Origin of the sequence: Amycolatopsis sp. NPDC101161, assembly GCF_044768185.1 — a bacterium.
GTDB lineage: Bacteria > Actinomycetota > Actinomycetes > Mycobacteriales > Pseudonocardiaceae > Amycolatopsis.
The window spans coordinates 846,530-868,933 of sequence record NZ_JBIWPI010000006.1 but is presented as its reverse complement, the minus strand read 5'-3'; the positions used below and the strand labels follow the sequence as shown (position 1 = coordinate 868,933).

16 protein-coding genes and 1 tRNA gene are annotated in these 22,404 nt (G+C 66.5%); 12 read left to right on the top strand and 5 right to left on the bottom strand.

Annotated features, from left to right (window positions below; translation table 11 throughout):
* Positions 1-5 precede the first annotated feature (5 nt).
* Positions 6-533, bottom strand: coding sequence for a DUF4352 domain-containing protein (locus ACIRSS_RS42260; protein WP_400905587.1), 528 nt, complete (start codon positions 531-533; stop codon positions 6-8).
* A 34-nt stretch (positions 534-567) separates the two neighbouring features.
* The gene (locus tag ACIRSS_RS42255; protein WP_004559041.1) at positions 568-1,170 is read right to left on the bottom strand and encodes an ANTAR domain-containing response regulator; all 603 of its coding nucleotides are present in this window, start codon (positions 1,168-1,170) and stop codon (positions 568-570) included.
* Positions 1,171-1,343: 173 nt separating this feature from the next.
* Between ACIRSS_RS42255 and ACIRSS_RS42250 the strand changes: the two genes are divergently transcribed.
* A tRNA-Leu gene (locus ACIRSS_RS42250) sits at positions 1,344-1,417 on the top strand.
* A 770-nt stretch (positions 1,418-2,187) separates the two neighbouring features.
* Here ACIRSS_RS42250 and ACIRSS_RS42245 read toward each other — a convergent pair.
* A complete protein-coding gene (locus ACIRSS_RS42245; RefSeq protein ID WP_400905584.1) occupies positions 2,188-2,424 on the bottom strand; it encodes a hypothetical protein in 237 nt (78 codons plus the stop codon).
* A gap of 32 nt (positions 2,425-2,456) precedes the next feature.
* On the opposite strand from ACIRSS_RS42245, the gene ACIRSS_RS42240 reads away from it, so the two are divergent.
* The 9 genes from ACIRSS_RS42240 to ACIRSS_RS42200 all read left to right on the top strand — a co-directional run bounded on the left by ACIRSS_RS42240 (position 2,457) and on the right by ACIRSS_RS42200 (position 15,823).
* Entirely contained in the window at positions 2,457-2,684 is a 228-nt protein-coding gene (locus ACIRSS_RS42240; protein WP_400905581.1) for a hypothetical protein, read from the top strand.
* A 4-nt stretch (positions 2,685-2,688) separates the two neighbouring features.
* Positions 2,689-2,847, top strand: coding sequence for a hypothetical protein (locus tag ACIRSS_RS42235; RefSeq protein WP_400905579.1), 159 nt, complete (start codon positions 2,689-2,691; stop codon positions 2,845-2,847).
* A 4-nt stretch (positions 2,848-2,851) separates the two neighbouring features.
* Positions 2,852-3,517, top strand: a complete 666-nt coding sequence (locus tag ACIRSS_RS42230; RefSeq protein WP_400905576.1) for a DUF6338 family protein — start codon at positions 2,852-2,854, stop codon at positions 3,515-3,517.
* A 1-nt stretch (position 3,518) separates the two neighbouring features.
* Entirely contained in the window at positions 3,519-5,858 is a 2,340-nt protein-coding gene (locus ACIRSS_RS42225) for a CHAT domain-containing protein (RefSeq protein WP_400905573.1), read from the top strand.
* Positions 5,859-5,968: 110 nt separating this feature from the next.
* Positions 5,969-6,781 carry an inositol monophosphatase family protein gene (locus tag ACIRSS_RS42220; RefSeq protein WP_400905570.1) on the top strand — a complete coding sequence of 271 codons (813 nt, stop codon included), beginning with the start codon at positions 5,969-5,971 and terminating at the stop codon, positions 6,779-6,781.
* A 617-nt stretch (positions 6,782-7,398) separates the two neighbouring features.
* Entirely contained in the window at positions 7,399-9,108 is a 1,710-nt protein-coding gene (locus ACIRSS_RS42215; RefSeq protein ID WP_400905567.1) for a P-loop NTPase fold protein, read from the top strand.
* A 132-nt stretch (positions 9,109-9,240) separates the two neighbouring features.
* Entirely contained in the window at positions 9,241-11,220 is a 1,980-nt protein-coding gene (locus ACIRSS_RS42210) for an SIR2 family protein (RefSeq protein ID WP_400905564.1), read from the top strand.
* Between the two features lie 39 nt (positions 11,221-11,259).
* A complete protein-coding gene (locus tag ACIRSS_RS42205) occupies positions 11,260-12,276 on the top strand; it encodes a radical SAM protein (RefSeq protein WP_400905561.1) in 1,017 nt (338 codons plus the stop codon).
* 655 nt (positions 12,277-12,931) lie between these two features.
* Positions 12,932-15,823, top strand: a complete 2,892-nt coding sequence (locus ACIRSS_RS42200; protein ID WP_400905558.1) for a hypothetical protein — start codon at positions 12,932-12,934, stop codon at positions 15,821-15,823.
* A gap of 765 nt (positions 15,824-16,588) precedes the next feature.
* Here ACIRSS_RS42200 and ACIRSS_RS42195 read toward each other — a convergent pair.
* Positions 16,589-18,949 carry a penicillin acylase family protein gene (locus ACIRSS_RS42195; protein ID WP_400905555.1) on the bottom strand — a complete coding sequence of 787 codons (2,361 nt, stop codon included), beginning with the start codon at positions 18,947-18,949 and terminating at the stop codon, positions 16,589-16,591.
* Between the two features lie 105 nt (positions 18,950-19,054).
* Positions 19,055-19,858, bottom strand: coding sequence for a GntR family transcriptional regulator (locus ACIRSS_RS42190; RefSeq protein WP_400905552.1), 804 nt, complete (start codon positions 19,856-19,858; stop codon positions 19,055-19,057).
* Positions 19,859-19,982: 124 nt separating this feature from the next.
* Between ACIRSS_RS42190 and ACIRSS_RS42185 the strand changes: the two genes are divergently transcribed.
* Entirely contained in the window at positions 19,983-20,867 is an 885-nt protein-coding gene (locus tag ACIRSS_RS42185) for an aldolase (protein WP_400905549.1), read from the top strand.
* A gap of 42 nt (positions 20,868-20,909) precedes the next feature.
* Positions 20,910-22,397, top strand: coding sequence for a CoA-acylating methylmalonate-semialdehyde dehydrogenase (locus ACIRSS_RS42180; protein ID WP_400905545.1), 1,488 nt, complete (start codon positions 20,910-20,912; stop codon positions 22,395-22,397).
* Positions 22,398-22,404 lie beyond the last annotated feature (7 nt).

The following is a 22,404-nucleotide window of genomic DNA, read 5'->3' as shown; positions in this document are numbered from 1 at the left end:
CTTTCTCATAGCTTGATGTCGGTGCCGGTGAGGTTCTTCATGTCGGTGATGGTCGGGCCGCCGAAGGCCCGGAGCGTGACCGGCTTCCGGTCCTTGGGGATGTCCCAGTAGAGGTCGAACTCGACGCGCACGCCGTGGCCGAGGTCGAACTGGGCGGGCTGGCGCTTGATCAGCATGGCCTGCTCGTCCGACGGGTGGGTCGCGCCCTGGTCGTCGACCAGGAGCTGGCGTTTCGTGTCGAAGAGGACGCTGGAGGTCCCGGTGTTGGTGACCACCAGCCGCAGGCGCACGTACTGGCCCTTGGGGAGCATCTCGGCGTGGCTCCCGGTGATGCTGGGCAGCCCGGCGGCGAGGCCGATCAAGTCGAACTCGGTGTCGCCGTTCTTGACGGGCGGCAGCTTCAGGGCGGTCTCGTCGGGCCGCACCTGCCGCGGCGGCAGCTCGTAGGTGGTGGTGGGCGCGGGCGTGCTCGGCTGGGCCGCTTCGCAGCCTGTCAGGAGCATGAGGGCGACGACGGCCGGCAGCAGTTTCACCCTGGTGATTCTGCCCGCCGGCCGTCGTGCCCGGCTAGCTCCCGATGCTTTCGACGACGGCCTCGGCGACGGCCTTCATCGTGGTCCGGCGGTCCATGGCGGTGCGCTGGATCCAGCGGAAGGCGTCGGGCTCGGTGAGGCCCTGCCGGCTCATGAGCAGGCCCTTGGCGCGGTCGATGACCTTGCGCGTCTCGAGCCGGTCGGTGAGCCCGGCGACCTCGGCCTCGAGAGCCTGCAGCTCGGAGAACCGGCTGACGGCGAGCTCGATGGCGGGCACGAGGTCCCGCTTGGCGAAGGGCTTGACGAGGTAGGCCATGGTCCCGGCGTCCCGGGCGCGTTCGACGAGGTCACGCTGGCTGAAGGCGGTGAGGATGACGACGGGGGCGATCCGGTCGCCGGTGATCTTGGCCGCGGCCTCGATCCCGTCCAGCTTGGGCATCTTGACGTCGAGGATCACGAGATCGGGCTTGAGGTCGGTGGCCAGCGAGATGGCCTGCTCGCCATCCCCCGCCTCCCCGACCACTTCGTAGCCCTCTTCACGCAGCATTTCGACGAGGTCCAGCCGGATGAGAGCCTCGTCCTCCGCGACGAGCACCCGACGCTGCGGCACGTTGGCCTCGGTAGCCTGATCGGTCACCGGGGTCCTCCTGAAGACTAGGCGGGACGGTGGGTCTCGCGGCTTCCCGCGAACCTGAAGCCTACCGGGAACGATCCAGAAGAAGAGATGGCGTTCACCACGAAGTGGCGGGCGCGACACCCCGGGGCCGGTCACGGACCGGGTTCGGTGATCCCGTAGGGTTACGCCGTCGAGCCCCCGTAGCCCAACTGGCAGAGGCAACGGATTCAAAACCCGTCCAGTGTGAGTTCGAATCTCACCGGGGGCACGGAGATTTCGCAGGTCAGCGTCATATTCCCCGCCGAAGCAGCGACTCGACAGACGCGTTTGCCCAGGTCAAGCCGTGTGAGTTCGAATCAGTCCCGAACCGTCTTAACGTCCTGGTGAACAACTTCAGGGTCGAGTTGGCGCTGTCGCCGCTGCAGCAGTCCGCGGCGGGTTGCGACAAATCTCTGCGGCCAAGCCGACCGGCGAGACGGTGACGACCGCCCCTAGGCCCAAGACCGGCCAGCCGCCTCCGTGACGCGCTGGACCGCTTCGGCCGCGCGGTCGATGCTCTAGTCCACACGGCGCCGGACAGTCCGGACCTCCCTGAACAACCGGGCGGCCACCCGCTCGAGCCGTTGCTGGTAAAAGGAACCCGAACGCCGGGCTCCAGCCCGAACGCAGCGACGAAATACAATCCCAGGTCCACCGGCAGCTGGTCGGCCAAGATCCTCAGGAGACCCGTCACCTTGTCCCGCGCGGACAGCCCCGGCGACCGCCATCAGCCGGAGCCGGCTGAGGTCCGCCGGCAGCGGGGCGCCCGCCCCTTCCTCCGCGCCGCGCAGCCGGCGCAGGATCCGGGCAGCCCAGAAGCCGGTGAGCGGCTGGGTCAAGACCGATTCGGCGGCAGCGGGATCGTGCGCGTGCGCGTCGGCCAGCAGCGTCCACGAGTCTTCGAGCGCCGGATCTTCGGGGACCCGGTCCAGGATCCCTCTCAGCATTGTCCGGTTCCGGCTTCGGCTGACGGCCGCGAGTTCGCCAGCCAGTAACGGTTCACAGGCGGCAAGCACGTCGAGACAGGGCTGGGGAAGGCATGGTTTCGAGCATGACCGGCCGGTCAGTTCGGTACGGGGCCTGGTTCTGCAGGACGGCCGAACGACCGCATTCGGTGCGTCCTGCCACCAGATCGAGTGAACGCAGCAGGGCAGGGTCGTCGCTGTACCGCAGTTTGGCCAGCGAGATCCGGCTCAAGTCGACCACGTTCGTGGCCGGTTCGCCCTGCTTAGGCATGGACCGGTCCTCCCGATAACGCACCGTTGTTCGTGGCGTACGAAGATCGCTCGGGCAAGTACCCGTATGCCCATCGCGCTTCTGCACGCGCAGAAGCGCGGGTTCGCCTCGCCGAGCAGGCCCACTACTTTGCCGGACCGCGCCGCCCGGAGCCGGTCTCGGCGATGCCGCCGGGGTGGGATCGGGCCTCATCGGTGATCATCGCCGATGACGTGGACGGCGGCCGCTTCGAAGCCGTGATCGTCTCGCCGGCACCGTAACGCGATGGACGACGGCCGCGATCCTTTGTCCATGAACAGCGGAGCAGAGGTTCCCGAGCAGGAGTGGCGGTCGTACGTCGACGACGAAGACGTCGACGAGTACCTGGCGCCAGACCCGTTTGCGCTTCCGCTTCCCACGCCCCCCGAGCAGGAAACAAAGTAGGGCGGTGCTGCCCACCGGCGCGGTCGGCGTCCTCTTCCTGTTCGCCGCGCTGTCGCCTGGCTTCCTCTACCACCGAGCCATCGCGCGGTACCGACCACGCGACTCCAGGAGTGCGGTCGTCGAGGTGGTCGAGTTCGCCACCGCGGGAGCGCTGACCTCGATCCTGGCTCTCGTCGCCGTCTTGGCTGTCGGCGAGATCATTCCCGGGTTGCTCACCCTGAACGACGTTGCCGGCAACCCGGCGGCGTTGCGGACGCGCGCGTGGAGCGTTGTCGGATCTTCAGCGCTGGTACTCGTGATCAGTTTCGGGCTGGCAGCGGCAGCAGGGCGGTTCTGGGCCGGCCGGTCGGCGGGTCAGCGGGGACAGCTCAGAGAAGGTTCGGCGTGGGCGGGCGTCCTCGCCCGCAAGCAGGACGGCAAGCCTGCCTACCTGTCGGTGGAACTCGACGACGGCCGGTTGCTGGAAGGCGTCTTCCGGTCGGTGTCGGTCGCCGAGGAACCCGCGCGGGACGCGTTGGCGCTGCGCAGGCCGATCCGCATCTGTCCGGCAGGCGGCAGCGAGCGGGTCGACGTGGACGAGGACTTCGTCCTGATCCCACGGTCGGCGATCAAAGCCGTGCACGGAACGTACCGGCTCACCAAACGGCCGGAGCCGGAGAAGGAGGGCTGACATGCCTTGGTGGGCTTGGCTGGCCGTGACCACGGCGGTGGTGGTGCCGGCCCGCGCGGTGTTCAACCGGTGGATGATGGCCGGGTTCGGGGTGAGGGCGAGTCCGGCCATGCTTCAGCGCGCGGACGCGTTCATGAAGCGGATGATCGAGGTCGACCAGCTGATCACCGCCGGTGAAGTCGGTCAGGCGATGCTTGTCCTCGACGAACTGACCCAACGCCCCGAACTGGCGGAGATGCCCGCACTCGCCGCCCAGATCCACCTCAACCGAGCGAGGGTCGCCAGCACCCTCATGCGTTACGACCCCGCGCTCACCTCCGGCACCGCGGCGGTGGCGTTCTACCGGCAGGCGTACCAGCGGTTCCGCAGCGCCTCCAACGCGTCGAACCTCGGCGAGGCGCTGCAGATCGTGGCCCAGATCCGCCTCCGCAAGGGCGACACGACCGGCGCGATCGCCGCGTTCGAGGAAATCCAGCGCGTGAGCCGCCGGGGTGCGTTCCGGCAGACCGTCGTGCGGACGGAGATCGAGCTGGCCCGCTTGTACGTCCAGATCGACGAGTTCGATAAGGCGTACGCGCACGCGGGCAAGGGGTTCGAACTGGCGCACAAGTGGGGCATGGCCGACCACGCCGTCGAGGCGATCGACTTCCAGGCCATCGCCCGGGGATCGGCCGGCGACTACGAGGGTTGCAAACGCCTCCTGGACACGGCCGCCACGCACCTGCGCGCTGACGCGCCCCTCGGGATCCGCGCGCACAACCTGTCGGTACGGGCCGGGATCGCGGCGGAGGAAGGCGATCTCCAGGCGCAGGTCGCGGCGGGTGGCGCGCTGCTCGGCATCGTCGCCGCCATCAAGACCGGCCGCGGGTGGCGACAGGACCAGGCCGAGACGATCCAGCAGTTCGCCGAGCTGGAGCGGCAAACCCTCGACGCCTCCTACGCCCTGGCCGAACAGGGTGATCCGCAAGCGGCGGCGGTGTTCCTCAGCACGCTGGGCTCACTCCGGGAAAGCGAGATCGCCAACGTGCTCCGTGCCGGAGTCATAACGTCCGACAACGGCACGGAGTCCGGACTCTCCACGGTCACGGCCGGCCTCTTCCGGCAGCTCGCCGAAGTCGAAGATCCCGACACCCCCATCTCGGGGTCGCCGGCACCGCTGTACGAACGGCTGGAGACAGCGGTATCAGCGCGGTTCCGGCAAGCGGTGCAGGGATCGAGAACCCTGCGTGAGCGGGTGACCCCGAGGTACCACTACGTGCAGACCCGGCTGATCGCGGACGACTCCGGTTCATTCACGTTGTACGGGAGCTGGGAGGGCCCGGATCGCGCGGCAGTGCTGTTCACCGAAACGTTGTCGCCCGACCAGATCGAGGCCCTGCACGCGGTCACCGGTGCCGCCGACCGCCGCCGGCCTCCGGCAGCAGGGCAGCAGCGATCCGAGGAGGCACGTGCATCCACCCGGGGCTGGGCAGCGTCCAAGCAGTATGCCGCCCTGACCGGCCAAGACAACCGATGGCGGTCGCTCACCTCGTCCTTGCTGCCGCCGGAACTGCTCGAATTCGTCCGTGACGTACCGTCCAACGCCGCCGACGACGCCGTACCGCTGATCGTTTTCTCCCCCGACAACGCCTTGTGGGGGCTGCCGTGGGCCGCGTTGACCATTGACGGTGACGGCGTGCTGCTGGGCGACCGGGCCGCGGTCGCGCTCCTGCCGTCGTCGTCCCTGCTGCGGGACGAGCCCACCGCGCGCAGGACCGGTTCCCGGACCCTCAGTTACCTCCACGGCGTCGACGGTGCGGGCCTGTCGTTGGAACGGACGTCGCTGACCGAGTCCTGGCCGGGGTCGGTCGACGAGGCCGGCGACGCCGCCGCTCTCGTGGACGCGCTGGCCGACATGCGCGCCTACTCGCTTCTCACGATGTCCGTGCACGGCGACAACCGGCCCGGCCTCGCTCACTCGCTCCTGCTCGACCCCGTCCGGAAGACGAAACTCTCGGCGGCTCGGATGATGTCGCTGAGCTTTCCCGAAACAGTCGTCGTCGGTGCCTGCTTCTCCGGGAGCATGGACAACCGGGTCGGGACGGAACCCCTCGGCATCCCCTCGGTCATGCTCTGCCGGGGCGCCGGCACTGTGATCGGCGGCCTCTTCCCCTTGCCGGACGGCCCCCGCACCGGACACGCCACGGCGACGATCCTCAGCCTCTTCTACACCCTGCACGCCCAAGGCGCCCGGCCTGCCTGGGCTCTTCGCCGAGCACAGCAACGGTGGCGCGCCGAGCACGATTCAGTGCCGTACACCTGGGCCGGGCTGACTGCCCTCACCAACTGCGACTTCCCCTGACCCGCACACCGTGACGGGACCGCTCGGACACAGATAAAGGAAGCAGCGCACCAGAACAGCCAGATGCGAGGTTGTGGACAGTGACACCGTTACCGATCATAGACGATTCTTTGATCATTGAGGTCGAGAATGCGATCCGACTAGCGTCCAAAAATCACATACTACCTTATTTCGGCAAGCTAGATTCAAGCGATATCAGGGAGAAGTCTCCTGGAGACATAGTCACGATCGCCGACGTAGAAACAGAAGCAGCCCTTGCTGAGAAGTTTGTTGAGCTGATCCCGAATTCGCAGATTGTTGGAGAGGAGGCCGACAGCTCTGGTGCCAGGCTCTCGCAACGCCTCACAACCAGCGAAACGCTTTGGATCATCGATCCGCTCGACGGGACGCAAAATTTTACTTCGGGGAGCCCCCGTTTCGCAACTCTGGTGACATTGGTGGTGGACGGGCAGCCCGCTTGCTCATGGACCTACACACCCATCTTGAAGACGATGGCGATCGCCATCGTCGGTCGCGGCGCATACGTCAATGGTAAGCGCGTGCAGGTTAACCCGCCCGTCCCCCGACTGGGTTTCATTGACATAGCAGCACCACAAATGCACTGGTGGCCTGATTCTTTCAGGGAGCTGGCAGAAAATCTGCGGACTGCGGGCGCCAACTTGTCACATTTTGACACCGCTGGCCTCAGCTACCTCGACGTCGTGCTCGGCCAACGCTGCGTCCTGCTGCTGACGTGGGAGTCGGTTTGGGACCACGCCGCCGGCTTGCTGCTCCTGCAGGAGGCAGGCGGGACCTCCACAACCTTCGACGGATCAGCGTTCGCCCTAGAAGGTGGAAACGCACTTCCGCTCATCGCCGCGCCGAGCCATGCTTGCGCTCAACTCGTGTACAACGCTCTTCTTGGCGCCCCGCCGGCTAGCTAAGGTTCCGCCCGGGGCCACGACTGTGATGACACGTGATCGGATGACCTTGACGTGCGAGGAGGCCTCCGGTTGCGGCATGGATGCGACCTCGACACCAGCCACCCGGAGATCCTCGTAGCCCACGCTTCGCATCTCGGCTGCAAACTCCGCATGGTCCGTCGTCTCCTTGATGAACACTGGCTTCTGGGACGGGCTGCCAGCCAGAACGCACGCCGTCGCGGGCAGAGCAACGGCTGATCAAGGTCCGCGTGACCGGCCCACATCGGTCAACCTGCCTGGCCTCAACCCCTCCACGGCATGGCAGATCCTGAAACACTACCGGCTGACCCACTCATCTACGTAGACCAGCCGTCCCGACGCCATCCATTTCAGGCTGCGACTTGTTTGATGCTTGCAAACTCCGGTGCAGCCGTGGTGATCTACAACCCGTTCCAGGTCGCCAAGTGATCGAGTTCGACACAGCTCGGCAGCCGTAGGCCAACACTGACAATCCAGCTGACGGATCACGTCGTTACCCGACACGCCGAGCGGTCCAGCACTCGTCCCGTATCATTCTGGTGCCTTCGAGCGATTAGGGCGGGGACACACGCCAGGAACGAGATCCGGAGCGAGCTCTCATGAAGATCAGCCTCATCGCCGACCAGGCGATCGGCGAGACCCAGCGACGCGATTTCGACGGACTCGGCTTCGATGCCTACGCGCGAATCCTCGCCGCAGCGGCGACCGATACCCGCGGGCCGTTCACGATGGGCGTCTTCGGGGAATGGGGAACCGGCAAGACGAGCCTCATGCGGCTGGTCGAACGACAGCTCGCCGAGGAAGAGAACGTAGTCACGGTGTGGTTCAACGCCTGGCGCTACGAGCAGGAGGAACACCCGATCGTTCCGCTCGTGGGCACGATCGTCCAGGCCCTCGAGAAGCACAAGAACTTCAAGCAGCGCTTCGGTGCCGCCGGACAGAAACTCATCCGGTCCCTCCGGGCCGTCGCCTACGGGTTTTCCGCGAAAGCCAAGGTTCAGGTCCCGGGATTCGCCGAGTTCGAAGCTTCGTTCGTGGCGAAGGACATGATCGAGCGGGATGCCAGCCTGACTCCGGACCCGTTGCTGGACCGCAGCCTGTACTTCGGGGCGTTCAGCAGCCTCGACGGCGTGGAGCTGGGTCGAGACGTTCGGGTCGTCGTCCTCATCGACGACCTCGACCGGTGCTTCCCGGACAAGGCCATCAGGCTGTTGGAGAGCATCAAGCTCGTCCTCGCGCAGCCGGGATTCATCTTCGTCCTCGGCGTGGCGCGCAAGGTGATCGAAGGCTACCTCCAGCACCGGTATGCGTCGGAGTACGGAATCGCGGACTTCAAGGGTGAGCTGTACCTGGACAAGATCGTCCAGCTGCCGTTCCACATCCCGCCGTCCACCGACCGCATGGACGAGTTCTGCCGCGGTCTCCTCGCCGACCAGCCGGGAGAACTAGTGGCCGAGCTCCAGCCCGTGCTGCCGGCGGTGGCCGATGCGCTGGGCGGGAACCCGCGGGCCGTGATCCGGTTCATCAACAACATCCTGATCGACTTCGCGATCGGCCGGGGCCTGGCCAACGGGCAGGCGGGCGGCATCCCGATTCGCTTCTTCGCCGTTTCGCGGTGCCTCGAACACCGCTGGCCGGAGGTCTTCGCCGCGTTGACCGCGTTCGACGAGCTCGCGGCGAACGTCGCGAGGTGGACACCCGACATGTACGCGGCCAAGGCAGATGGCTCAGGCGCGGAGGCACTGCTGGCCACCAAGCTCCTCTCGGAGCCCGAGCTGCGGCAGCTCCTCGCCAGCCCGCCGGCTCGAGACTGGCTGACCGATCACGCCTTGCGGCATGCAAGCGTCAGTTTCCTGATCGCCCGGCAGCGCTTCTCCCGGCTCGACACTTCCGAGGTGATCGTCCGCTATGACGCATACATCGCGTTCTCGGACGAGAACCGCCCGGAGGTCATCCAGATCGTCCAAGCCCTCTCCGATGCGGGGATTCGCGTGTTCTTCGACGGCCACACCGCACCCGGTGAACGGTGGCAAGAGATTCTCGACGACAAGCTCGACGCTTCCAACAGCCTGCTTTACTGCGTCGGCCGGACGACCAATCATATCGCAGGGCAGGCGGGTGAGCTCGCCGATTTCCTCCGGGAACGTCCGGAGATGGCGGTGATTCCCGTGCTCCTGCCCGGCGCGGACACGAAGGATCTGCCCGCGCTCGTCCGCGCCCGGCAGTGGCTGGACTTCCGGACGGGCGTGACCGCCGAAGGCATGGACACCCTGGTCTCCACGCTCCGCTCGAAATCCCGGCGTGCGTGACCGCGCTCCTCTTGCTGCGGCCGGCCACCGGCCGAAACATCCAGGCTCGACAGCGCGACTAGACGGCTGAACGCACTGAACCGATCGGCTCCGCCGGCCGTGTCAGAGGGAGGGGGCGGCTTGCCTTCGGACATGACGCAGAAGCTCGTCGCACGGTTGCAGGAGATCCTGACCTCACCGGGCAACGGTCGACAGCTGTGCATCCTACTGGGTGCGGGTGTCACGACACATTCGGTGCCGGAGGTGCCCGAACTGACGAGTCGAGCTCTGCAGTACCTGGATGAGAATGCCGGCGGTGATCTTGTGCGAAGCACCGGACCGGTCGTGTTGCCGACCACCGTGCAGTCCGACCGCATCAGCCGGTACTCCGAGGCGCTGGGGTTGCTCAGGCGCGAGCACGGAGCCCCCCGGTTGCGGGCGTTCCTGCAGCAGGCCGCGTTGGAACCCTACGACGGCGATCTGCCCAGCGATTTCCCCCAGCGCGCGCTGACCCAGGACGAGTTCCGCGCCGTCGAAGCCGACATGACCGGCTGGAACACCCCGTTCGGCCTCCGGTCGCTGGCATCCGTCATCCGCACCTTCGACACTCGGATCTGCCGGCACCTCCTGACCACCAACTTCGACGGTTTGCTCCAGCTTGCGCTCCGCGGCACGACACCCAACGTCGAAACCCTCGTCCCCGGGTACGACGCGGCACCGCAGGACGAACTCACACCCGGCACTCGTGCGGTAGTACACCTGCACGGTGACTGCCGGAGCAGCACTCTGCACTCACCGGCGGAATTCCGCGGTTCGCGGCCGAGACTGGAATCCTGGCTGCGCGACCACCTGCGCGACAAGGTGCTTTTGGTGGTCGGCTACAGCGGCTGGGACGACACGATCAGGCACGTGCTCCGCGTCGACTCAGACGATGCGATCTCGGCAGAACGCAATCCGGCGGCGGAGGTCCTTTGGGCGGTGTACGAAGACGAGCGTGAGCACGGCCATATCAACTCCACGCTCGCCGACTTCTTCCGGGCGAACCCGCAGCGGGTCGACCCGTACTACGGGATCGACGGTGACCGCCTCTTCCAGGAGCTGGAAGAGGCCGTGCGCCGTGATTCGACAACGCGGATCCGGACGACTGATTCCTCCTTCGACGAAGAAGTCCGGAAACTCAAGGAGTACAAGTTCGGTCATACCCCGGTCAACCAAGCGGTCCGGACCAGAATCGTCTTCTGGCCGCACCGCCTTCGAGAACCGCATCTCATCCATGCGGTGCACGCCCTGACCGCGATTCGCTTCGGCAAGATCGGCCTCCCGGTCGAACTGCACCTCGATGACATCGGGATACCGGAACAGCGTGCCGATTTTCTGGCAGCAGAGTTCGTCGAGGCAGTGCGCCAGTGGTTCGCGGCCTGCGGCGTCCCCGATATGCCCACGGTGCGTCGCTTCACCAAGACCCTTTCCTCAATGGACAGAACCGATTCGGCGGCTCGCCTGTGGGGGATCGCCAAGGCGTTCTACTCGAAAGAAAATACCGCGTTCGATGCGCTCGCGGCGGCAAAGGTCATCGAGACCGACGAAGATCTCGTAGCAGTCCCTCCGTCGGAGGCACAGCGCCTGCTACGACCCCTATACACCTGGCTTGCCCTCGAAGTGGCCTTGGAGCGACGTGGTCTCATGAAGCCGGCGAGCGGACGAGCTGTCACCTTGGGCGGCCGCGACGAACAGAAGATGTGGGATCTCTGGCGGAAGCGGAGCGAAGTTCCGCCAGTCGCCAGCGTGTATGTGCCTTATCTCGAAGCACCGGCCGAAGGGACGGACCTCTGGCGGTACGAGGAACTGCGCCGTGACACAGCGTATGGTCAGCACGACCTGGCCAGGTTCTTGCGCCGGATGCAGACCAGGTCGACGGCGGGGAGCCAGCTGCTCGAATGGGTGTACATCGTTGCGGTGAAACTGGCGTCGACCGTGTCGGTCGACGAGGTCGCCGTAACGGTGAACGGCCGGACCATCGATTCATGGGAAGGTATGCAGGCTGCCCTGCGGTCGGACCCGGCAGCTGCGACCGCGGCCATGGCCCGGGCCGTTGCGACATGGTTCCAAGCATCTCCGATCGGTCCGGCGTAGCATGCGTCAGTCCACTTGGGAGTTAAGAGAGCAGGCACGATGACTCTGGTCCTACCGGGCGGTCACCAGGTGACGCCGGATCCCCGCGGAGGCCTGCCTGCGGGCGACTTCAAGGTCGACAGCATCGACCTCTACCTGACCTCGGTGTGCAACCGGCGGTGCACGTACTGCTTCCTCTCGGACGAGTTCCTGGACAGCAAGACCCGGATGTCGGTCGACATGGTGCGGAGCATCGTCGCCTGGGCCGCCACGAGCGGCACGATCCAGGAGGTCACGCTGCTCGGCGGTGAACCCGCTCTGCACCCCGGGTTCCGCGAGGTGATCGACCTGATCGGGGCTGCCGGTCTGAGCGCCAGAACGGTGACCAACGGCAGTCGCCGGTTTCGCGACGTCTTGGCCGGGCTCGGCCACGATTCCGGTCTGGGACGGGTGGCCGTCAGCCTGGACGCGACCGAAGCGGCCGTGTTCGACAAGATGCGAGGGCCACGCGCATTCGCCGATGTCATGGCGTCGATCGAGCTGCTGCGTCAGCTGGGGCGACCGTTCGAAATCAATTTCACGGTGCTGAAGTCGACGGTCGGCGATGTGAAACGGATGATCGAGTTCGCGGAGTCCCTCGGGGCCACGCGGCTCAACATGCACTGGTTCTCCCTGGTGGGACGCGCCAAACACCACGCCGCCGACGAGGTGGTCCCGGCCCGCGAATGGCGAGATCGGGTCTTGGAACCGGTTCGGTCCTACCGGCCGCCGCGCGCCGACTTCGTCGTGGACTGCGAACTCGGCTACGCGTACGATTTGCCCGGCGAAGACGCCTATTCCTGTGCGACCCGGTCACGGACCAACCTCCAGTTCTTCCCCTCCGGCGCCGTCTTCTCGTGTGGCATGTTGGTGGAAGAAGAGGATCGCAGTGGATACCTCTGGCGTGACGGTATCCTGCTTGCCCGCCAAGGGGCTTCGGAACTAGTCGAGACGAAGGCGGAATGCCATGGCTGCCCGCTGCGGACGACCGACGACGGACTCACTCCACTGTGCATCTACAACCGCCTGAAGGTCTAGCGGGTATGCGGGAATCGTCACAGATAGCTGGGTCGGGACCGGACCGGCGGAGCCCGCCGAGCTAGCTCGGCGGGCTACTACGACGGCGACCTCGACGGCGGGGGCAGCGAGCAGTGACCGACCGCCGTGTCCGGGCGTCCGGTAAAGGTGGATCGCGCGAGTGGGCGTGGGGACGAGCTCGTGGACGAGCAGATCCGGCCACCTTCAGGCCGGTGGATCGCGCCACAGGAGCGGCAGGCGCCGTGGTGAATCGCCAGTCAGGGCAGAACGGCGAGCCCTGTCCCGGAGCGAACCATCGACATGATCGTCTCGCTGCCCGCAGACCGGAACACGATGCGCGGCTGCGCGCTTGCCAGAACTCGACTGGTCCGGGCCGACCAGGTTCGAGACGAAGTTGGCGATGGTCGCATGGGTGAGGCGGAGGCATCACCGGCGAGGTGTCAACCTTGCCCAGAGAGCCCCAGCAACTTAACTCCCAACTTCACCCGCGTTCGATGTGCGGGGTCCACGAAACGGTCATTCGCGTCCGGCGTGCGTTCAACCGTGGCAGCCATGAACGAGAGCGCCACCACGCGACCAACGAATCGCTCCCACGACGTCTGCAACAAGCCTTAGTATTGTCGACGACTCCCACGAGTCCGACGGAGGTGATGTCGTGCCACTGGATGTGCTGGAGACTTTACCTGGCTTGATCAGTGTGGTATCCGGTTTTACGGGAATCCTTGGTCTGCTTCTGACCTTAAGCGGCCATCCGTCCCCGAGGCTATTTGTTGGCTACAGCCTTGGGTTGCTTGGCTTTCTTACCATCGCAGGTGCTGTCGCCTCGTCAGTGAGTCAACACGTGCCTGTACTGTCCGCCGGTTCCGCCGTACTTGGAGGCATTGCTACGTGCGGACTTCTCATTGGCGGCACGGGCGTGGTCATAGTGATACGCACCCGGGGACCGCATCAGGGGCTGTGGGATGCGATAGCGTCCGTCATGCAGGGGATAGCGTACCCACCGGATCGGACAGGACGCATCGACAAGCCAGTCCAGCTCGATGTCATCAGCAGAAGGCGGAGCACACTGCAGCGGCTGGGGCGCAGGCCGCCGGGCAAGCTCGTCATCCTGACGGGGCCGGCCGGATCCGGCAAGACCGTCGGACTGCGGTCCATCGTCGTAGACGTGAGTCAGAGAGCTACGAGACGGCCACGTCGGCTGGCTTTTTATGTCGAAGTGCATGTCGAAGATCTGCCGCACGACAGACGAGTAAGCGAAGGCACGATTAAGGAGCACCTCAAGGCCTCGGTGCGAGACCTGGCGGACCAGCTAGCCCCGTACCTCGAGCAAACATCGGCTCGGCCACCGTGGCTGTTTGTGTTCGATCTCCGAGAAGAGCTCAGCCCGGCACAAGTCCAGCAGTACGTCCAAGCGGTCCAAAACTTCATCGTGAGCCGTAACGATTGCGCGATCGTGGCCACTCGCACCTCGGTGCCCGATAAGCCATCCTTCGCGATGGCACCGCTTACACTGCAGCAGCAATGGCATTTGCTCAACGCCACCGGGCACCCGCACTCTGGTGTCCTCCAGCGGCTGCGGCAGGACCCCCGCATCAGCGACATCGCGACCAACCCTTTGCTACTCTGCCTGCTGGGTAACTCGTTGACGAGTGATGAGCTGGGCAGTACGCGGCACCAGGTGCTCGACAACATCATCGTGACACTGCTCAGAGAGGACTCCGTCATCGCTGACGCGAGCGAGCTGGCCTTTCTCACGATCGATGAACCGCGTGAGGTGAACCCGGACATCCGGATCGCCGAGGCGCTGACCCATGCCGGTCTTGGCCGAATGAGTGCAATAGGTTTCCGATTCGCCCATACGGTAATCCACCACCATCTGGCCGGAAGGTACCTGTGCGGAATCGCGGTAGAATTCGAAGTCGAACCACTCCTGGACGACCCACGCTGGCACCCGGTGGTCGTCGCGGCACTACGTGCCGATGCCGGTGTTCTGCAAGAGAAGGTCATGGAGGTTATCCGGGCACGGCTGGCCAAGGATATCGATTCACTGGAGCACCTCGTCAAGAACACCGAGTCTCTGACTGGCAACAGCGACCTGCCGATACCCGGCAGCTTCAACTGGAGGCCGGCTTCACTCGCGTTACTTACTTTGCTCTGTGACGGCTTCATCGACGGGACTGGTCCGCGAGCTAACACGCTCATGGCCGAAGTCGATATCTTGGTCCTCACCGCGATCGCAGCAGGCGCCAATCGTGACCGAGCCGACGCCATCGACCTACTCCCGTTGACATCACGGGAAGTCGCCGCAGCAGTCACTGACTATATTATCGGACTCGAAGACGAGACTGGTCTCACTGACCGGCTGGTAATACAGCTCGCAGCCTCTCCAAAAGCCTACCAAAGGATGAGCGGCCCCGGCCAACTGTGGCTGTTGCGCGAGGCTGCCAAGCCTCATCGGATCCACCACGTTCTTTTTGGAGCCACCCGAAGCATTTCGGCTGACTCGCTTCCCGGACGGATGCGATGGATACTGCGCATCGGCCAACTGATGGCGCTAGGCATCATCGCACTGACGACCCGTTCAGCAATCCAAAATCTCCATCCTGACACGCTGGTTTTCGATTCGGTCATAGCAACCGTAGCAGCAAGCTTTCTCATGCTTTCTGTGATACCACATCCCGAAGCCGTCACTAGGATCTTTCGCGTCTGCGGCATCGCCGTTGCCGGAATGGTCGGACTATTTGCTGCAATCGGCAGCCTCGCCGCCGCTATTTCCTTCATCCACGAGATCATTACAGCTCAGATCAAGGACGCCACAGGAAGCGCGATCTTGTTATGGCTCACCACTTGGCCACCCGCAATGCTCGCCCACGCGGCGACAGCCCCGCCGAACACCACGGCGCGCCTGCTTTTGCTGCCACAGCTGCGGGTCATGCGCAACCCGGCAATGCATCCCTTATCGGAGCAAATAAAGCGCGCAGTGCGACGCGCCCGATCGACCCCAATACGACTCATGTTCTCCGCGATCGCCGTCATCACTCTTGCATACCTTGCCATTGCACCTCAGTATTGGTCGAATAGCACAACGGGCGATCCCGTTGCGACCGCCTTACCGCCAGCGATTGCAATCGCCACCCTCATAGCGGTTCGCCCAATAAAATCCAGATCGTCTCAGACTAGACCAAGACAAGACCTTGCCGCGAACCCACTCGACGTGTTTCGGGTCGACAACGGCGATGATACATTCGACGCCGGGTTGCGACGAATCTCCGAAAGTATTGACTCTTTAAATGCATCAGAGGCCCTGTTGGCAAATCTCGATAGCATTCTCGAATTCATCAAAGAAACCCTACCGAAGCAGATGGACGAGCCTATAAAGCCGAGGGTGTGGACGTTGATGCCTAAGGAGAAGGTTCCCGGATTGCATTCTCTGCTACGGGACTACGACCGCCGCAATCCCGGCAATCTCACCATGCGAGCACATTCGTCCAGGGAGCGCCAGAAGATCAACCTTCTCCGCGGTCAGGCACGTTCGAAGGGAAGATGACCGGCCCCATCCACGCCTGCGCAACAACGCAACCGTGTTGCACGTCCAGCGGCAACGCCACGGCGCGCCGAGAATCGGCACCCGGTTCCAGCAGCCGGCCGGAGTGCGGAGTCCGCATCGGTCGATCACGGCCGAGTTCGACGGACGTGTGTTCCGCCTGCACGCGGGAAGTGCCCTCCTGATGGAAGTGGAGGCGGTGTCCGGACGTCCTGTCAGTGTGCGCTCGGGTGACGCCCGCATGTGCCGTGGCGCGACCAGCGAGTCTTACAAGAACAACCCCAGGTACGTCGGAATCACGGACTTCGGCGCCATCCCGGAGGGCACGTTTCAGTTCACGGCGGCCGAGTTCGGTCTGTTCGACCGTGCCGAACAGCTGCGGATGATCGGCGGTGGCTCCTTCACCGACCCGTTCGGTGCTCCCCTGCACGGCGGCGACTGGGGTGCGGGCCGGTCGCCGCTGCACCCCACTCACATCACCCCCGCTCCTCGCGGATGCGGGAACACGGCCCGCCGCAGCGGCTTTTACCTGCATGGAGGCTCGTTGAGCGGGTCATCAGGGTGCATCGATATCGGCAACGACGGCATCGCACAGGTGTTGCGACACCTGGCCGGCTACCGGGGCGCGCGCTCGGTGGAGCCACCTACCCCGGCCAGCGCGAGCCGTCGTGGATGGATCGCGCCCGCGGTGCCTGGGACCAGTTGTGGGGCAATGAAAGCAGTCCACAGCACTAGCCGGCGAGCCGTCAGACCCCGGTCTGCCGTCGCCTACGCCGGTTCCAAGCGGATCCGGACGTCGAGGTTCCGCTCAACCTCGCTACGACTGTACAACAACGGGAACGACCCGCCCGAAGCCCAAAGCGCGTTCAAATCGCTGTAGTGCGGACTCCGCGGATCCCCCGACTGCCCAGGCGCGTTGATCGCCGCCGAACCGTTCCAATTGCCTACGTCCAGCGCCATCTTGAACGTTGCCCCGATGATCTGCTGGTACGTCAGCGGGTGGAAGAACGACGGGTGGATCGTGTGGTACGAGCCGCCGACCGGGGTGGGGCCCACGTTCGGGCCGCCCAGCGGGTGGACGAACTCCTGGTAGTGCAGCGAACCCCAGTGCCACGTCGAGGTGTCCGTTCCCAGCTTGGCCGCCACGTCGCGGAACGCCAGGGGCAGCGTGTCCAGGATCAGCTTGTCGCGCACCGTTGCGCCGTCCGGGCCCAGCCAGGCTGCCGGGTCCTTGAACGACGCGATGACCAGGCTGAAGTCCGGGTTGATGGTCTGCACCAGCGCGTCCGCCGCGGCCTTCGGGAGCACCGCGTGCGCCCACGCCCAGTGCAGGTACTTCATGATCCACGTCTCGAACAGCGCCGCACCCGGGGAATCCACCGATGCCACGCCGTCGTAGCCCCGGAGCAGCGCGAGCGCCTGCGCGGTGTCCGGGTCCGATGAGGACAGACCCCGCACGAAGTCGAGGATCTGCGTGGCCACCAGCGACTTCTCGTCCTTCTGCAGCGCGAGGGAATCGGCGACCGTCGCGCCCGGGCGGGACTGGATCAGCTCGTCGATGCGCTGCTTGCGGTACGGCAGCTGCCACTCGTAGTTGGACACCACCGGCCAGCCCGGTGGGATGTTGTAGTCGTTGGCCGAAGCGAAGAAGCCGGACGACGGGTTGTACTGCCCCGGCAGCTCGCTGTTGGCGTAGAAGCCGTTCCAGTCGTAGCGCCCGTCGCCGGGGACGGGCAGCAGGCCGTCGTAGCCGGCGCCGGTGCGGCGCGGCGTCAGGCCCGCCGGGACGTAACCGATGTTGCCGCGCACGTCGGCGTAAGCCAGGTTGGAGCCCGGCGTGCCCCAGTTGCGCATGCCCGCGGTGAACTCGCCGAAGTTCGTCGCGCGCTGGTAGTTCAGGCTGCCCAGGTAGGCCGAGCTGCCCGGCTGCGTCCACGCCGTGCGGACCGCGAACGCCCGGTGCGCCGCCGCGTCGACCTTGACGACCGGGCCGTGCCGGGTGAAGGACAACTCCCCTGCGACCGGCGCGCCGCCGCGCACCGGGATGGGCTCGGTCACCGTGGTCATCTTTTCCCAGCCGTTGCCGTAGCGGTAGCGGGTGGGGTCGTTCGGGTCGAGCTCGTAGACGTAGAGGTCGGTCTGGTCGATCGGCAGGTTGGTCAGGCCGAACGCGATGTTCTCGTTGTGCCCGATGGCGATCCCCGGGTTCCACGGCTCACCCGCGCCGGCGAGGTTCAGCCCCGGCGCCGACAGCTGCGCAACGTACCGGCCCGAGGGCAGGGCGTCCGCGCCGCGGTGCGGGTCGTTGGCCAGGATCGGGCGGCCCGACGCCGTCCGGCTCGGCCCGATGGTCCAGGCGTTGCTGCCGGACGTGGCGTCGGCGATGTCCTTGGTCTGGAAACCGCTGCCGGTGAAGTTCACCGCGGCGGTCGCGAGGTTGTACACCTTGAGCACGTCGTCCGGCACCGAACACGGGTCGAGCCCGGCGGGCACCGCCGCCTCGTGCGCGGGGTAGAGGGCGCGGAAGTAGCGGCTCGCGCCGGGGCCGGCCAGGCAGACCAGCTTCGCGCGGGCGACCTCCCACATCAGGTTCTCGCCGATGGCGTGCGTGCGGATCCGCACGACGTCCTGCGGGCGCCAGCGCGCGGGCTGGTAGCCGAGCTTGCCGAACTCCGGCGGGACGGCGGAAGGGTTGCGCCCCAGCCAATCGAGGTAGGAGTTGATGCCTTCGGCGAACCGCGTGGCGGCCAGCCGGCCCTCCGGACCGTAGGACGCCCACTCGGCGTCCATGTCGCCGCGGTAGAGGAACAGCCGGGCGGCCCGGTCCTGCTCCACATAGGACGGACCGAGCACCTCGCTGAGCGTGCCGAGCCCGCGGCGGCGCCAGGTGTCGATCTGGAACAGCCGGTCCTTGGCGATGTTGAAGCCCTGGGCGAAGAAGAGGTCGCTGGTGTCGGCCGCGTAGATGTGCGGCACGCCCCACTTGTCGACGAGCAGGTCGACCGGCCGGTGCAGGCCGGCGGCCGCGTACTTCGGTCCGGTCACCGCCACCGCGGCCGGGACCGGCGCCAGGCAGAGCACGACCAGGGCGAGGATCAGGCCGCGGACAACCGGCCGGCGTGGGGCCATGGTGGTCTCCTCGTTCGGGAGTCGGGACCGGATTGGTCCGGTATGTCTACCGGCCGCCGGCGCCGTGCCACGAGCCCCTTAGGGGGTGCGTGCCCATTCCGAGCGCTATGGGGAACCGTTCGTCAGAGCCAAGTTGAATGAGTACCGCGACGCGCGGTAGACGTGCCAGCCGTACTCGACCACGCGGCCCGAATCGTCGTACGTCGTGCGCTGCATCGTCAGCAGCGCCGCTCCCGGCTCCTCGCCCAGCAGCTCCGCGTCCTCCTCGGTCGCCAGCCGGGCGCCGATGTTCTGCTCCGCCGCGTGCAGGCGCACCCCCGCCGAACGCAGCAGCTGGTAGAGGCCTTTTTCGCGCAGCTCGGCATCCGTCGGGTCGATGACGCCGTCGGGCAGGTAGTTGTTCATCAGCGCCAGCGGCTCGCCGTCCGACGAACGGATGCGGGTCAGCCGCCGCACGCGGGTCAGGCCCGGGGCCTCCAGCAGCTCGGCCACGTCGGCGCCGGCCTCCTCCACGCTGTTGGCCAGCACCACCGACTCCGGCTTGCCGCCGAGCCCGGCGAGGTCGTCGAACAGGCTGCTCAGCCGCAGCGGGCGCGCCACCTTCGTCCGGACGACCTGGGTGCCGACGCCGCGGCGGCGCACGAGCAGGCCCTGGTTGACCAGCGTCTGGATCGCCTGCCGGAGGGTCGGCCGCGACAGCCGCAGGTTCGCCGCCAGGTCCACCTCGTTGCCCAGCCGGGCGCCCGCCGGGAGCCTGCCGTCCTCGATCGCGCGCTGCAGCTGCTGGGAGACCTGGTGGTACAGCGGCTCGGGGCTGCTCGGGTCCACCACTATCTCCCGGCCGGGGTCCCAGGCGGCCGGGAAGTACCTCGCGTCGATGCGGGGCTCCGAGGGTGGCGGAGTGCTCATTGCCGAATCCTAGCGCCAAACCGGCTCCGGTAGGGATGACTTGATGTCCATATGTCTTGACAAAGTTTCCGGCCGCTGGCAGTGTTGATCTCGGACCAGCCGAAGCTCTCCCGGGAGGACACCGATGACCACGCGGTTCGCGACCGACGTGCTGCGGCGCCTCGTCGCCAAACGGGTGCACGACCCGGAAGCGATCGCGGAGGCGGCCGCGAACCGGGTCCAGGCTGAGTCGCCGTTCAACGACAAGGGCCGGACGATGATCATCGCCGCGGACCACCCCGCGCGCGGTGCCAACGCGGTCGGCGGCAACCCGACGGCGATGGCGAACCGGGGCGAACTGCTGGAGCGACTGTGCCTCGCGCTGGACCGCCCGGGCGTCACCGGCGTGCTGGCGACCGCGGACATCATCGACGACCTGCTGCTGCTCGGCGTCCTGGATGGCAAGACCGTGATCGGGTCGATGAACCGGACCGGCCTGGCCGGGTCGAGCTTCGAGATCGACGACCGGTTCGCCTGCTACGACGCCGAGGCGATCGAGCGGATGCGGTTCGACGGCGGCAAGACCCTCACCCGGATCTGCCTCGACGACCCGGCGACGCCGAGCGTCCTGGAAAACACCGCGAAAGCGATCAACGACCTCGCCGACCGCAAGCTGATCGCGCTGGTCGAGCCGTTCCTGTCGGTCCGGACCGATGGGCGGATCAAGAACGACCTCTCCCCCGACGCCGTCATCAAGTCGATCACGATCGCCGCCGGGCTCGGCCGGTCGTCGGCCTACACCTGGCTCAAGCTGCCCGTGGTGGACGACATGGAGCGCGTGCTCGCGTCCTCGACGCTGCCGGCGGTGCTGCTCGGCGGCGAGGTCAAGAACCCGGACGCCGCGTTCGCCGCCTGGCAGCGCGCCTTGACCCAGCCGACCGTGCAGGGCCTGGTCGTCGGGCGGTCGCTGCTCTACCCGCACGACGGGGACGTCGCCAAGGCCGTCGACACCGCGGTGGGCCTGCTGTGAAATCGGCCGAGCAGGCTCAGCGCCACTACCTGTAGGAGCACCGTGAACACCATCGAACACTGGATCAACGGCACCGCCACGGCCGCGGGCTCCACCCGAACGGCGCCGGTCTTCGACCCGGCCACCGGGAAGCAGCAGGCCGAGGTCCTGCTGGCGGAGACGTCCGATGTGGACACCGCGGTCGCGGCCGCGAGCAAGGCTTTCGAGTCGTGGGGCGACTCCTCGCTGTCCCAGCGCACCAAGGTGATGTTCGCCTTCCGCGAGCTGCTGGTGCGGCACGAGGACGAGCTCGCGCGGATCATCTCCAGCGAGCACGGCAAGGTCGTCGACGACGCCCGCGGCGAGATCGTGCGCGGCCGCGAGGTCGTCGAGTACGCCTGCGGTATCGCCGACGCGCTCAAGGGCAGCTTCTCCGACCAGGTCTCGCGTGACGTGGACGTGCACAACTTCCGGCAGCCCCTCGGCGTGGTCGCCGGGATCACGCCGTTCAACTTCCCGATCATGGTGCCGTTGTGGATGCACCCGATCGCCATCGCGACCGGCAACACGTTCGTCCTCAAGCCGAGCGAGCGCGACCCGTCCGTGTCGAACTTCGTGGCGCGGCTCTACGCGGAGGCCGGTCTGCCGGAGGGCGTGTTCAACGTCGTGCACGGCGACAAGACCGCGGTCGACGCGCTCCTGGACCACCCGGACATCGCGGCGGTGTCGTTCGTGGGCTCGACCCCGATCGCCCGGTACGTGCACGAACGCGGGACGGCGGCCGGCAAGCGCGTCCAGGCACTCGGCGGGGCGAAGAACCACGCGGTGGTCCTGCCCGACGCCGACCTGGAGTACGCGGCGAACCACCTCACGGCGGCCGCGTTCGGCTCGGCCGGCCAGCGGTGCATGGCGATCTCGGTCGGCGTGGCCGTCGGCGCGGCGGGCGACCGGCTCGTCGAGATCCTCGAGCGCAAGGCCCGCGAGGTGAAGGTCGGCCCCGGCTCGGACCCGGCCAGCGACATGGGCCCGGTCGTCACCGAGGCCGCCCGCGAGCGCGTGGTGAACGCCGTCGCCGGCGGTGCCGAACAGGGCGCTTCGGTCGTGGTCGACGGCCGCGGCCTGCGGGTCGACGGGTACGAGGAGGGCTTCTTCGTCGGACCGTCCCTGCTGGACAACGTGACGACCGAGATGGCCGCGTACCGGGAGGAGATCTTCGGCCCGGTGCTGGCGGTCGTCCGCGCGCAGACGGTGGACGAGGCGATCGCGATCATCAACGCCAACCCGTACGGCAACGGAACGGCGATCTTCACCGGCAGCGGCGAGGCGGCGCGCAAGTTCCAGCGCGAGGTCAAGGTCGGCATGATCGGCGTCAATGTGCCGATCCCGGTCCCGATGTCGTACTACTCCTTCGGCGGCTGGAAGGACTCGCTCATCGGCGACAGCCCGATCCACGGCCCGGACGGGGTGCGGTTCTACACCCGCGCGAAGGTGGTCACGACGCGCTGGCCGCACACGAGCACCTCGGCGTTCACCTTCCCCACGTCGAGCTGACCCCACC

Coding starts and splice junctions, on each gene's coding strand:
- ACIRSS_RS42225 (WP_400905573.1), top strand. CDS start 3,519: ATGCCTTGGTGGGCTTGGCTGGCCGTGACCACGGCGGTGGTGGTGCCG.
- ACIRSS_RS42245 (WP_400905584.1), bottom strand. CDS start 2,424: ATGCCTAAGCAGGGCGAACCGGCCACGAACGTGGTCGACTTGAGCCGG.
- ACIRSS_RS42205 (WP_400905561.1), top strand. CDS start 11,260: ATGACTCTGGTCCTACCGGGCGGTCACCAGGTGACGCCGGATCCCCGC.
- ACIRSS_RS42215 (WP_400905567.1), top strand. CDS start 7,399: ATGAAGATCAGCCTCATCGCCGACCAGGCGATCGGCGAGACCCAGCGA.
- ACIRSS_RS42235 (WP_400905579.1), top strand. CDS start 2,689: ATGGACGACGGCCGCGATCCTTTGTCCATGAACAGCGGAGCAGAGGTT.
- ACIRSS_RS42185 (WP_400905549.1), top strand. CDS start 19,983: ATGACCACGCGGTTCGCGACCGACGTGCTGCGGCGCCTCGTCGCCAAA.
- ACIRSS_RS42210 (WP_400905564.1), top strand. CDS start 9,241: ATGACGCAGAAGCTCGTCGCACGGTTGCAGGAGATCCTGACCTCACCG.
- ACIRSS_RS42195 (WP_400905555.1), bottom strand. CDS start 18,949: ATGGCCCCACGCCGGCCGGTTGTCCGCGGCCTGATCCTCGCCCTGGTC.
- ACIRSS_RS42190 (WP_400905552.1), bottom strand. CDS start 19,858: ATGAGCACTCCGCCACCCTCGGAGCCCCGCATCGACGCGAGGTACTTC.